Source organism: Marinovum sp. E3, from assembly GCF_055755275.1.
This window is the reverse complement of the sequence record NZ_CM146908.1, coordinates 1519232-1531937: the sequence shown is the minus strand read 5'-3', so window position 1 is coordinate 1531937 and position 12706 is coordinate 1519232. Positions and strand designations below refer to the sequence as shown.

The window sequence follows — 12706 nt, the reverse complement described above, 5'->3', positions numbered from 1 at the left end:
CATGAATGTCCTGATGGTCACCTCGGAATGCGCGCCCTTCATCAAGACCGGCGGGCTGGCGGATGTGGCGGGCGCGCTGCCGGGGGCGCTCGCGCCGCTTGGCATCGACCTGCGCACCATGCTGCCGGCCTATCCGGCGCTCATGCCGCTGGTGGCCCGGGGCACCGAAGTTGCCAGCTTCGGCGACCTGCCCGGCGGCCCCGGCCGCGTGGTGCAGGTCGAGGCCGAGGGGCTCACCCTGCTATTACTCGACGCGCCGCAGCTCTTTGACCGGCGCGGCGGTCCCTATTCCCACGAGGGCGGCCACGACTGGAACGACAACCACCGCCGCTTTGCCTCGCTGGCGCAGGCGGCAGCGAGGATCAGCTTTGACGGGCTGGCAGACTGGAAACCCGACATCGTGCATGCCCACGACTGGCAGGCGGGGCTGACGCCTGTCTATCTGAAACAGCCCGGCGTGCCGGCCCCCAGATCGGTGATCACCATTCACAACATCGCCTTTCAGGGCCGCTTCGCCGCGCATGAAGGCCAGCAGCTCGGGCTGCGTTGGGATTGGTTCACCCCCGATGGGTTCGAATACCACGGCGACATTTCCTTTCTGAAGGCCGGACTGGTCTATGCCGACCGCATCACCACCGTCAGCCCGACCTATGCCCGCGAGATCCTGACGCCGCGGTTCGGCATGGGGCTCGAAGGCGTGCTGAGCGCGCGGCAATCCGTGCTCTCGGGCATTCTCAACGGCATCGACACCGCCGCCTGGAACCCGGCGACCGACCCGGCGCTGGCCCGCAACTATGACGCCGACAGCCTCGCCGGCAAGGCGGCCAACCGCGCCGAAATCTGCACCCGCCTCGGCCTCGATCCGGCCCACAAGGGACCGCTGTTCTGCGTCATCAGCCGGTTGACCGAGCAAAAAGGGCTGGATGCGCTGGCCGAGGCCATTCCGCATCTTGTCGCCAGCGGCGGCCAGCTCGCGGTACTGGGTTCCGGCGCGCCGGAGCTCGAGGCCGCGTTCCGCAGCGCGGCCGAAGCGCATCCCGGCAAGGTCGGCTGCCACATCGGCTATGACGAAGGCTTTTCGCATCTGCTGCAAGGAGGCAGCGATACCATCTTGATCCCCTCGCGCTTCGAGCCTTGCGGCCTGACCCAGCTTTACGGCTTGCGCTATGGCACATTGCCGGTGGTGGCCCGCACCGGCGGTCTGGCCGACACGGTGATCGACGGCAACCTGGCCGCACTGCGGGCGAAGACCGCGACCGGCTTCCTGTTTGATGACGTTGGTGTCGCGGGTGTCACCGAGGTGCTCGACCGCGCCATTCGCAGCTATGCCAGCACCGATGACTGGCAGAGCATGCAGCGCGCCGCTATGTCTCAGGAAGTGGGCTGGGACATCTCGGCCCGCGCCTATGCCGATCTGTACAAAGAGGTTCTGAGCGAATGAACACCCGTGCGCCGATGACGGTCGAAATCCGTCCGGGCCGCTCGCATCAACTCGGGGCGCATTTCGACGGCGAAGGCACCAACTTTGCGGTCTTTTCCGAAAATGCCACCCGGATCACCCTGTGCCTGTTCTCGCCCGACGGACGGCGCGAGGAGCATCGCGTCGACCTGCCCGAGCGCAACGGCGCGGTCTGGCACGGCTATGTGCCGGGGCTGGTGCCGGGCACGCTTTACGGCTACCGCGTCGACGGCCCGTACGAACCGTCGCGCGGCCACCGCTTCAATGCCAACAAGCTGTTGATCGATCCCTATACCCGCGAGCTGCGCGGCGCCTTTTCCGACCATGACGCCACCTATGGCTATGACGCGGCGGGCGGCGGTGACGACCTGAGCTTTTCCGCCAGCGACAGCGCACCGCATGTGCCGAAATCTGTGGTCTCCGATCCGGCGCTGTTCCCGCTCGACGCAAGGACGCTGACCTGCGGCCATGACGGCGGGCTGATCTACGAGGCCCATGTCAAGGGCGCCACCATGCTGAACAAGGGCGTCGAGGAAGACTTGCGCGGCACCTATGACGGCATGGCCTCCGACGCGATGCTCGACCATCTGACCCGGCTGGGCGTCGCGGCGGTGGAGCTTCTGCCGGTGCAGGCGCTGAAATCCGAGCCGATGCTGCGCGACAAGGGGCTGGTGAATTACTGGGGCTACAACACCATTGGCTTTTTTGCGCCCGAGCCGCGCTATTTCGGGCCCAAGGGGGTGGCCGGGTTCCGCGCCATGGTCGAGAGGTTCCACAAAGCCGGGATCGAGGTCATCCTCGACGTGGTCTACAACCATTCCGCCGAGGGCGATCAGCTTGGGCCGACACTGTCGTTCAAGGGCTTCGACAACGCCGCCTATTACCGCCTGCTCGACGGTCAGCCGCGGTACTACGTCAATGACACCGGCTGCGGCAACACGCTGGATACCACCCATCCCTTCGTGCTGCGGATGATCATGGACAGCCTGCGGTTCTGGGTCCAGGCGATGGGCGTCGACGGCTTTCGCTTCGATCTGGCCACCACGCTCTGTCGGGGGCGGCAGGGTTTCGATCAGCATGGTTCCTTCCTGACCGCGCTGCGGCAGGATCCGGTGCTGGCCGGGGTCAAGATGATCGCCGAGCCCTGGGACATTGGCCCCGGCGGCTATCAGCTCGGGAATTTCCCGCCGATCTTTGCCGAGTGGAATGACCGCTACCGCGACACCGTGCGCCGTTTCTGGCGCGGTGACGGCCACAGCGCCCAGGATTTGGGATCGGCGCTGCTGGGGTCGGCCGATCTCTTCGATCAGCGTGGGCGGCGGGCCTGGTCCTCGGTGAATTTCGCCGCCGCGCATGACGGTTTCACGCTGGCCGACACCACCGCCTATGTCGAACGCCACAACGAAGCCAATGGCGAGCACAACCACGACGGCCACCACGCCAACCATTCCGACAATTTCGGCGTCGAAGGCGAGACCGACGACCCGATGATCCTGGCCGGGCGCAAGCGGCGGCAGCGCAATATCCTCGCCACGGTCATGCTGTCACAGGGCACGCCGATGATGCTGGCCGGCGACGAGGGCGGCCATTCGCAGGGCGGCAACAACAACGCCTATTGCCAGGACAATCCGACCACCTGGATCGACTGGGACAAGCTCGACCAGGAACAGATCGCCTTTACCGCAACGCTGACCAATTTCCGCAAGGCGCACCCGCTGGTGCGGCAGAAATGCTTTCTGCATGGTGCCAAACGCGCCAGCGACGGCGAACGCGACGTGGCCTGGATGGGCTTTGACGGCGGGCCGCTGAACTGGCGCGATCCGGGGCTGTCGAGCCTCTGCCTGGTGCTGCGCGGTTGTGCCGAACATCCCCTGGGCGACGCCATGGACGACACCATCCTTCTGGCCTTCAACCGTGAGGCGCGGACCGAGGTGCTTGTCCTGCCCGATCCCGGACGCCGCCAATGGGTGCGCGAGATCGACACCTCGCAGGCCGAGCAGTCAGCGGTGGTGATGCCGGTGCGGCGCACCCGCGTGGCGGCGAATTCGGTGGCGGCCTTTGTCCTGAGCAAAGAGGTTTCGGAATGAGTGACGACGGGGCGCTGCGCCAACTGGCCCAGCTTTGCGGCGTGCACCTGGACTTTCACGACCTCTCCGGCACCCGGCGGGAAACTCCGGTGCCCACCCTGCGCGCGCTGTTGCGGGCGCTGGGCGTCGAGGCCGAAAGCGCGGCCCAGGTTTCCGAGGCGCTCGCCCTGCGGCGCGCCGGCACGGCGCATCGCCATCTGCCCGACGAGATCCTGTTGCGGGCCGGCCAGCCGACCGAGATCGCGATCGCCACGCCCTGCGGCTGGCAGCTGCTGGACGAGGACGGCGCCGAACTGGCCGCCGGCAAGGCCGATGACAGCCTCGCGCTGCCGCCGCTCGAAGTCGGTTATTACAGCCTGCATCTGACCGGCGGCGGCTGGCGCGAAGAGAGCTTTCTGCTGGTGCGCCCGGCCCATGCGCCGCTTTTGTCCGAGACTTCGGGCCATTCCCGCAGCTGGGGGGTGACCACCGCGCTCTACGGTCTGCGCTCGGCCCGCAATGGCGGGCTCGGCTCTTATGACGACCTCGCGGTTGCCGCTCGCGCACTTGGTGCACAGGGCGCGCAGTTTCTCGGGATCAACCCGGTCTCGGCGCTGGGCTGGGCCGCGACCGAGACGATCAGCCCCTATTCGCCGACCCATCGCGGCTTTTTCAATGCCGATCATATTGCCGTTGCCGCCGGCCTCGGCCCCAGCCCGGACGGCGCGCTGATCGACTATGCGGCGTTTCGCGCCCGGCAGCGCCCCGCGCTGGAGGCGGATTACAAGAAGACCGCGAGGCGCAAGGATTTCAAGAGCTTCTGCGCCAAAGCCGATGCATCGCTTGAAGATTTCTCTTGCTTCGAGGCGCTCAGCGATCGCTATGGTCCGGATTGCCGCCGCTGGCCCGCCGAGTTGCAACAGCCAGGACCGGCGGCAGTGGCCGCCGCCGGCCAACGCGCCGAATTTCACCGCTGGCTGCAATGGCGTGCCGAAGCCGAGATCGACGCCGCGCAGGCGGCGGCCAGGGGCGCGGGCATGTCGCTCGGGCTTTATCTCGATCTCGCAGTCGGCGCCCGCCCGGGCGGCGCCGAGGCCTGGATGCATAACGACACCATTGCCCATGGCGTCACCATCGGCGCCCCGCCGGACCAGCTCAGCCCCCAGGGCCAGTCCTGGGATCTGGTGGCGCATGCGCCGGGCCGCCTCGCCCGGGCGCGCTACCGACCGCTGCGCCGCATGTTGCGCAAGCTGATGGAGAAATGCGGGCTGCTGCGGATCGATCATGCGCTGGGCCTGATGCGCAGCTACTGGCTGCCCGAGGATGGCAGCCCGGGCGCCTATATCTCGCAACCGTTCGACAGGCTGCTTGCGGTGATCGCCATCGAGGCCCACCGCGCCCGCTGCGTCGTCGTGGGCGAAGACCTCGGGTTAGTGCCCGCCGGGTTCCGGCAGACGATGAACGAGGCCGGGCTCTATTCTTATGCCGTCTGGCAATACGAGACATTCGACGACGGCAGCCTGCGCCCCGCAGGGGATCTGCGGCCCTTCAGCCTCGCCTGTTTCTCGACCCATGATACCCCCACCCTGCGCGGCTTCTGGTATGGCGCCGATGTCGAGGTCTGGCGCGGAATGGGCTGGCTTTCGGATGCCGGGGCCAAGCGCCGCCATGGCGACCGCAGCCACCAACGCGCCGGGTTGCGACGCGATTGCAACATTGCGCCCACCGCCGGGCCGGACGAAATCGCCGGGGTGATCCACGGCGCGCTGACCGCCGCGCCGGCGGCCATGGTCGCGGTGCAGCTCGACGATGTGCTGGGCCAGATCGACGCGCCCAACCTGCCTGGCACGATCGACGAACACCCCAACTGGCGCCGCCGCACCGGCCTCGCCGTCGAAAATTTCGAGACCTCGCCGCGCCTCGCCGAGATCGGCGCCACCATGCGGGCCGGCAACCGCCAACCGCCTGTTCCAGCAGAGAAAGGACCGATGTCATGTCCCGAGTAACCCACTCTTGCACACCCTTTGACGGCCAGAAGCCGGGCACCTCCGGTCTGCGCAAGAAGACCAGGGTCTTCATGCAGGCGCATTACCTCGAATGTTTCGTGCAATCGATCTTCAACGCCATCGGCGGCGCCAAGGGCAAGACCTTCGTGATTGGCGGCGACGGCCGTTACTTCAATGCCGAAGCGATCCAGACCATCCTGCGCATGGCCGCCGCCAATGGCGCGCATCGCGCCATCGTCGGGCAGAACGGGCTCTTGTCCACCCCCGCCGCCTCGAACCTGATCCGCCAGCGCGAGACCGACGGCGGGCTGATCCTCTCGGCCAGCCACAACCCCGGCGGCATCGACGAGGATTTCGGCCTGAAGTTCAACACCGCCAACGGCGGCCCGGCGCCGGAAAAGGTGACGGCGGCGATGTATGAAGAGACCAAGCGGATCTCGGAGTACCACACGCTCGACGCGCAGGACATCGACCTCGGCTCGATTGGCGAGACCCGACTCGGCGAGATGACGGTCGAGATCGTCGACCCGGTCGAGGATTACACCGCTCTGATGAAGACCCTGTTCGATTTCGATGCGATCCGGGCGCATATCGCCGGCGGGTTCAGCCTGAAGTTCGACGCCATGCATGCCGTCACCGGGCCTTACGCCAAGGCCATCCTCGAAGGCGCGCTGGGCGCGCCGGCGGGCACGGTGCTGAATGGCGAGCCGAAAGTGGATTTCGGCAAGGGCCATCCCGACCCCAACCCGATCTGGGCCAAACCGCTGGTCGATATGGTGATGGCCGAGGATGGCCCGGATTTCGCCGCCGCCTCGGACGGCGATGGCGACCGCAACATGATCCTCGGCAAGCGGTGTTACGTGACCCCCTCCGACAGCCTGGCGGTTTTGGCCGCCAATGCGCATCTGGCGCCGGGCTATGACACGGGGCTGGCCGGGGTGGCGCGGTCGATGCCCACCAGCCAGGCCGCCGACCGGGTGGCCGAGAAGCTGGGTATCGAGTGTTTCGAGACGCCCACCGGCTGGAAGTTCTTCGGCAACCTTCTGGACGCCGGTCGCGCCACGCTCTGCGGCGAGGAAAGCGCCGGCACCGGATCGGACCACGTGCGCGAAAAGGACGGGCTCTGGGCGGTGCTGCTCTGGCTCAACATCCTGGCCGAGCGCAAGGCCTCGGTGGGCGAGATCCTGTTGCATCACTGGCAGACCTATGGCCGCAACTACTATTCGCGGCACGACTACGAGGCGGTCGACAGCGACAAGGCCAATGCGCTGATGGCCGATCTCGAGGCCAGGCTGGGTGAGCTGCCGGGCACCGAGGTGCACGGGCTGACGGTGACCAAAGCCGACCAGTTCGCCTATCATGATCCGGTCGATGGCTCGGTGAGCAAGAACCAGGGCATCCGCATCTTCTTCGATGGCGGATCACGCGCGGTGCTGCGCCTGTCGGGCACCGGCACCGAAGGCGCGACACTGCGGGTCTATCTCGAGCGATACATGCCCGCCGAGGGCGCTCTGACCATCGAGACCCAGACCGCGCTTCGGGAGGTGGCGGCGGCGGTCGCCGAACTCAGCGCCCTCACCGCCCGCACCGGCCGCGAGACGCCGGACGTGATGACCTGATCCGATCGGTGGTTTCGGGCGGGCGTGCCGCTAAGGACGGTGGCGGGCCTGCGCGGGGTCGTTTGCGCGGTGATAGAGTTTCGGCCGGCTGCTCAGCGGGTTCATTTCCATCGCAGCGGCGCAACGCCCGCCAGCGCCCCCTCCAAGGCCCCCAACCCACAGCGCGATTATTTCACTCCGGGTGGTGGACCTCGGCCGCCGCTTCCGGCATCCATCGCATACAAGTATCCCAACGGCCTGCCCTGCCCGCCACCCCATGGCGCGCATCCGGGGCCGCGATCTCAGGAGACATACCATGGTCTGGACCGCGTCCGACACCCGCTATGACACCATGCACTACCGCCGATGCGGCACTTCGGGCCTCATGCTGCCGGCGATCTCGCTGGGGCTGTGGCACAATTTCGGCGACGACACCCCGCATGAAACGAAACGCGCGATCACCCGCACCGCGTTCGATCACGGCATCACACATTTCGACCTGGCCAACAACTACGGCCCGGAACCGGGCTCGGCCGAGCTGGCCTTTGGTCACTTGATGCAACAGGATTTCGCGCCCTATCGTGACGAGATGATCATTTCGTCCAAGGCCGGCTATCGCATGTGGCCCGGCCCCTATGGCGAATGGGGCAGCCGCAAGTATCTGATCTCTTCCTGCGACCAGTCGCTCAAACGCATGGGGCTGGATTACGTCGATATCTTCTATTCGCATCGGTTCGATCCCGACACCCCGCTGGAAGAAACCATGATGGCGCTCGATCACATCGTCCGTTCGGGCCGGGCGCTTTACGTCGGGATTTCGTCCTACAACGCGCAGCGCACCCGCGAGGCGGCGGCGATCCTCAAGGAACTGGGCACCCCCTGCCTGATCCACCAGCCGTCTTATTCCATGCTCAACCGCTGGGTCGAGGAGGACGGGCTGCTTGATGCGCTCGACGATCTGGGCATCGGCTCGATCGTCTTTTCGCCGCTGGCCCAGGGCATGCTGACCAGGAAATACCTCGGCGGCATCCCCGAAGGCAGCCGCGCCAGCCAGGGCAAATCTCTGCGCGAGGGGTTCCTGACCGAAGAGGCGCTGGCCAACGTCCGCGCGCTCAATGCCATCGCCGAAGAGCGCGGCCAGACGCTGGCGCAGATGGCGCTGGCCTGGGTGCTGCGCGGCGGCCGGGTCACGACGGCGCTGATCGGCGCGTCGAAACCGTCGCAGATCGAGGATTGCGCCGGCGCCGTGGCCAATCTCGACTTCACCGAAGACGAGCTGGCGCGGATCGACCAGCATGCCAAGGACGCCAACATCAACCTGTGGGCGGCCTCGGCGGAACGCGAGGGGCCGTCGCGGTGAGGGCTAGCCCGGGCGGCGCGCGCTGATGCGCGCCTCGCTCGAGATCATCGATGTTGCCAGCGGCGAAACCCGCGTGGTGCTGCAAAGCGACCGGCACATCGAGGCGCCGAATTGGACGCCGGACGGCAGCGCGTTGCTGGTCAATGCCGAGGGCGCGCTTTACCAGGTCGATCTGGCCGAACCGGCCCTGGTTCCAGTCGATACCGGCTGGCACCAGACGCTCAACAACGACCATGGGCTCTCGCCCGATGGCCGGCTGCTGGCCTTCTGCGACAAGACCGATACGGCGGCCTCCTGCATCTATACCCTGCCCCGCGACGGCGGCCCGCCCCGGCGGATCACGCCGCTGCTGCCCAGCTGGTTTCACGGCTTTTCGCCCGACGGCACGCGGTTGACCTATGCCTGCGTGCGCGCCGGCCAGTTCGCCATTGCCACCTGCGCGCTGGATGGCAGCGACGAGCGGCTTCTGATCACCAGCCCGCATCATTATGACGGGCCGGATTACACCCCGGATGGCGGATGGATCTGGTTCAACTCGGATCGCGGTGGCGGGATGCATCTCTGGCGGATCCGGGCGGATGGCCGGGACCCGGAGCAGATGACCTTTGGCGCCAGCGTCGACTGGTTTGCGCATCCCTCGCCGGATGGCCGCGCGGTCTGTTACCTGGCCTATGCGCCGGGAACCGAGGGACACCCGGCGGGCTGCGAAGTCGAATTGCGGCTGATGCCGGTCGCGGGCGGCACTCCGCGGACCCTGCTGGCCTTCCATGGCGGGCAAGGCTCCCTCAACGTGCCCAGCTGGGCGCCCGACGGCGGGCGGTTTGCCTTCGTGCGCTATGCCCGACACGAGACCGGTGCACGCGCGCCAACCGCCTCCGGAACGGCGCGGCGGCCGCACCGACGCAAATGAAAAGGCCGGGGAAACCCCCGGCCCTTTCCCATTCAGGCGGCCTTGCGACGGCGCGGCCGGCGGCGTTTGGCGCCGTTGCCCGAGGGCGCGCCGGCATTGCCTTGCGGACCCCGGCGACCGCCGCCACCGCGGCGCTGGCCGCGGTTGCCGCCGCGGGTCGGAGCCTTGACCGCCGCCGGCATGGTGCCGCTGGCGACCGGGATCTCGATCTTCATCAGCTTCTGGATCTGCAACAGCAGATCGACCTCTTCCGCCGAGCAGAAGGCAATCGCCTCGCCTTCACGGCCGGCCCGCGCGGTGCGGCCGATGCGGTGCACATAGCTGTCGGGCACTTCCGGCAGATCGTAGTTCACCACATAGGCCACGCCCGGAATGTCGATGCCGCGCGCCGCCACATCGGTCGCCACCAGCACCTTGATGTCCCCCTCGCGGAAGCCCTTGATTGCCCGGTCGCGCTGGCCCTGGCTCTTGTTGCCGTGGATCGAGGCGGCGTTGTAGCCATCGGCGACCAGCCCCTTCATCAGCTTTTCGGCCCCGTGCTTGGTGCGCGAGAACACCAGCGTCAGCGCCTCGGTGTCGCGCGACAGAATCTCGCGCAGCCTGGTCGGCTTGGCGGCCTTGTCGACGAAATGCACCGACTGGGTGATCTTGTCGGCGGCCTTGCCCGGAGGCGAGACCTGCACCTTGCGCGGATCGGTCAGATAGGCGCGCGACAGCTCTTCCATCTGTTTCGGCATGGTGGCCGAGAACAGCATGGTCTGGCGTGGCGTACCCAGCCGCGGCGCGATCTTGCGCAGGGCATGGATGAAGCCCAGGTCGAGCATCTGGTCAGCCTCGTCGAGGATCAGGTGCCGCACCTGGCCCAGATCCACGGCGCGGCGGTCCATCAGATCGATCAGCCGGCCGGGCGTGGCGACAAGGATGTCGGTGCCGCGCGCCAGGGCGTTGATCTGGCGGTTGATCGACTGGCCGCCGACCACGGTGACCACCCGGATGCGGGTGTCATGGGTCAGGTTCTTCAGGCTGTCGGCGATCTGATTCACCAGTTCGCGGGTCGGCGCGAGGATCAGCGCCTTGGCGGTCTTGGGCGCCGGTTTGCCGGGCTCGGCCAGCATGTGGTCGATCAGCGGCAGGCCAAAGGCCAGGGTCTTGCCGGTGCCGGTCTGGGCCAGGCCCAGGATGTCGTGGCCTTCCATGGCCAGCGGAATCGCCTTGGCCTGGATCGGCGTGGGTTTGTCGAATTTTGCGCGGGTCAGCGCATCGTTGAGCGCGGGCGCCAGGCCCAGCATGTCGAAATCGAACAAGTCGTATCCTTCGGAGCCGCACCGGGGGAGACCGGCGAGCCCGTTGTTGCAGGCCGCATCCGCAGCCCTGTGAGGGTGCGCGGGGCCTCTGGACGTGCGGGCGTGTCCCGCCGCATCCGGCCGTCGCGTCAGGAACCCTGCGTGATGGGGAACTGAAAATCGCTGTCGCTGAGAGCCCCTTGCAAGGGGCGGCATGCTCACGCGGCAGCGCAGCGACACCTGTCAGATGCGCTCTGCCGGCGGAAAAGTCAAGCGGGGTGTCGCCGGGCGCGGCGGGACAGCGCGCCTCGGGCTCCGATGTCACACCCCGCCGGTTGACCGGGGGTCGGCGCCTGTCGCAGGGTGCCGGGGCGCAACGCAGCCGTCAGGAGCCCCGATGTCCGACCCCGAAATCACCCGCGAAGAGAACGACAGCAAGGGCCGTTATATGCTCCGCCAGGAGGGCGGGACAGCAGAGCTGACCTATTCCCGCCTTGGCGGCGCGGCCATCATCATCGATCACACCGCCGTGCCCGATGCCCTGCGCGGCACCGGCGCCGGGCGCCGGCTGGTCGAGCGGGCCGTCGCCGACGCCCGCGCCGAAGGCCGCAAGATCGTGCCGCTCTGCCCCTTTACCAAGGCGCAAATCGACCGCACGCCGGAGTGGCAGGACGTGCTTCAGGGCCGCTGAGTTTTCAGAACCGGTCAATGCGATACGGCGCCATGTCGATCGGCGGCGCGGCGCCGGTGACCAGATCGGCCATCAGCTGAGCGGTGGTCGCCGCCTGGGTCATGCCGAGGTGGCCATGGCCGGTGGCGTAAAAGACACCGGGCGCCCGTGCCGAGGGCGAAATCACCGGGATGGTGTCGGGCAGCGCCGGGCGATGGCCCATCCAGCGGCTGGTTTCTTCCAGCCTGAGCCCCGGCAGGATCGTCTTTGCCCGCTGCGCGGTGATCTCGGCGCGGCGCCAGTTCGGCGGCGCCTCCAGACCGGCGAATTCCACGGTCCCGCCGATGCGGATGCCGCCGCCGGTGGGCGAAACCATGAAGGCCCGCGCCGGCCAGATCAGCGCATGGGTCAGGCTGATCCCCGGGCGGCCGATCTGGGTGTGATAGCCGCGCTCGGTCTCGAGTGGGATCGGCTCGTCCAACTGCCGCGCCAGCGCCCCGGTGTGCGCCCCGGCGGCAAGCACGACGCGGTCAGCCGCCAGCGTTTCGCCGCCGTCGAGACGCAGCCCCGTCGCGGCCGCGCCCCGGCGTTCGACCCCGGTGACGGCGGCGCGCACCAGCCGGCCGCCGCGGGCTTTCACCACCTCGGCCAGCCGGGTAACGAGGGCATGGGGGTCGCGCAATGTACGGTTGTCGGGCATCAGCACCGCCTTGTGCAGCCCCGGCCCGAGGGCGGGCTCGCGGGCGCGCAGGGTCTCGGCATCAAGCACGTCGTAGCCAAAGCCGAACCGGTCGAGCATTTCGAGCGCTTCGCGGTCGGCGGCAAATTCGGCCGGCGTGGCATAGAGCGAGAGGCAACCGGTCTCGCTCATGTGATCGGCAAGCCCGATGTCGCCGAGCAGCGCCCGGGTGTCGGCCAGGGCGCGGGCGCAGAGCGCCGCCCCCTGCCCCTGCAAGGCACGCAGCCGGCCCGGCCGCCCGGCCGAGAGAAACCGCAGCATCCAGGGCACAAGGCGCGGCGCATAGCCCGGCGCGACCCGGATCGGCCCCTTCGGATCGAGCAGCCAACCCGGCGCCTGCATCCAGACCCGCGGCCGGGAAATCGGCATGAACCCCGAAACCGCGATCGAGGCCATATTGCCGAATGAGGCGCCGCGGCCCGGCGCATCCCGGTCGATCAGCGCCACTGCATGGCCGCGCTGTTGCAACGCATGGGCGATGCTGGTGCCGATGATCCCGGCGCCCACCACGGCGGTTCTGATCTGCTCTTTGGCCTGCGTCACCCGGCGCCCCCATGGCTGCATCCGTTTCGGGGCCACTGTGCTACGACAGGCCGCCGGGTGACAGCCCCATTT

The 12706-nt window shown here is 67.8% G+C and carries 9 protein-coding genes; 7 read left to right on the top strand and 2 right to left on the bottom strand.

From position 1 onward, the window contains the following. The first annotated feature begins 1 nt into the window (after window position 1). The 6 genes from glgA to AC0J5K_RS07465 all read left to right on the top strand — a co-directional run bounded on the left by glgA (window position 2) and on the right by AC0J5K_RS07465 (window position 9399). A complete protein-coding gene (glgA, locus tag AC0J5K_RS07490; RefSeq protein WP_274564581.1) occupies window positions 2-1441 on the top strand; it encodes a glycogen synthase GlgA in 1440 nt (479 codons plus the stop codon). Continuing rightward, window positions 1438-3546, top strand: a complete 2109-nt coding sequence (glgX, locus tag AC0J5K_RS07485; RefSeq protein ID WP_244526493.1) for a glycogen debranching protein GlgX — start codon at window positions 1438-1440, stop codon at window positions 3544-3546. The genes glgA and glgX overlap by 4 nt, the downstream gene beginning before the upstream one ends. Continuing rightward, window positions 3543-5531 carry a 4-alpha-glucanotransferase gene (locus tag AC0J5K_RS07480; RefSeq protein WP_074836764.1) on the top strand — a complete coding sequence of 663 codons (1989 nt, stop codon included), beginning with the start codon at window positions 3543-3545 and terminating at the stop codon, window positions 5529-5531. The genes glgX and AC0J5K_RS07480 overlap by 4 nt, the downstream gene beginning before the upstream one ends. Next, entirely contained in the window at window positions 5519-7150 is a 1632-nt protein-coding gene (locus AC0J5K_RS07475; protein ID WP_274564576.1) for an alpha-D-glucose phosphate-specific phosphoglucomutase, read from the top strand. The genes AC0J5K_RS07480 and AC0J5K_RS07475 overlap by 13 nt, the downstream gene beginning before the upstream one ends. Before the next feature lie 295 nt (window positions 7151-7445). Next, window positions 7446-8489, top strand: a complete 1044-nt coding sequence (mgrA, locus tag AC0J5K_RS07470; RefSeq protein WP_048531976.1) for an L-glyceraldehyde 3-phosphate reductase — start codon at window positions 7446-7448, stop codon at window positions 8487-8489. A gap of 25 nt (window positions 8490-8514) precedes the next feature. After that, window positions 8515-9399, top strand: coding sequence for a TolB family protein (locus AC0J5K_RS07465; RefSeq protein WP_074836759.1), 885 nt, complete (start codon window positions 8515-8517; stop codon window positions 9397-9399). 32 nt (window positions 9400-9431) lie between these two features. Here AC0J5K_RS07465 and AC0J5K_RS07460 read toward each other — a convergent pair whose 3' ends face one another. After that, window positions 9432-10703: a DEAD/DEAH box helicase gene (locus AC0J5K_RS07460; RefSeq protein WP_274564566.1), complete on the bottom strand. Its 1272-nt coding sequence runs from the start codon at window positions 10701-10703 to the stop codon at window positions 9432-9434. Between the two features lie 376 nt (window positions 10704-11079). On the opposite strand from AC0J5K_RS07460, the gene AC0J5K_RS07455 reads away from it, so the two are divergent. Then, on the top strand, window positions 11080-11373 hold the full coding sequence (locus tag AC0J5K_RS07455) for a GNAT family N-acetyltransferase (RefSeq protein ID WP_048531978.1): 294 nt from the start codon (window positions 11080-11082) through the stop codon (window positions 11371-11373). Window positions 11374-11377: 4 nt separating this feature from the next. Here AC0J5K_RS07455 and AC0J5K_RS07450 read toward each other — a convergent pair whose 3' ends face one another. Beyond that, window positions 11378-12634, bottom strand: a complete 1257-nt coding sequence (locus tag AC0J5K_RS07450) for an NAD(P)/FAD-dependent oxidoreductase (protein ID WP_274564562.1) — start codon at window positions 12632-12634, stop codon at window positions 11378-11380. Between the last annotated feature and the right edge of the window lie 72 nt (window positions 12635-12706).

Coding starts and splice junctions, on each gene's coding strand:
- glgX (WP_244526493.1), top strand. CDS start 1,438: ATGAACACCCGTGCGCCGATGACGGTCGAAATCCGTCCGGGCCGCTCG.
- AC0J5K_RS07455 (WP_048531978.1), top strand. CDS start 11,080: ATGTCCGACCCCGAAATCACCCGCGAAGAGAACGACAGCAAGGGCCGT.
- mgrA (WP_048531976.1), top strand. CDS start 7,446: ATGGTCTGGACCGCGTCCGACACCCGCTATGACACCATGCACTACCGC.
- AC0J5K_RS07465 (WP_074836759.1), top strand. CDS start 8,515: ATGCGCGCCTCGCTCGAGATCATCGATGTTGCCAGCGGCGAAACCCGC.
- glgA (WP_274564581.1), top strand. CDS start 2: ATGAATGTCCTGATGGTCACCTCGGAATGCGCGCCCTTCATCAAGACC.
- AC0J5K_RS07475 (WP_274564576.1), top strand. CDS start 5,519: ATGTCCCGAGTAACCCACTCTTGCACACCCTTTGACGGCCAGAAGCCG.
- AC0J5K_RS07480 (WP_074836764.1), top strand. CDS start 3,543: ATGAGTGACGACGGGGCGCTGCGCCAACTGGCCCAGCTTTGCGGCGTG.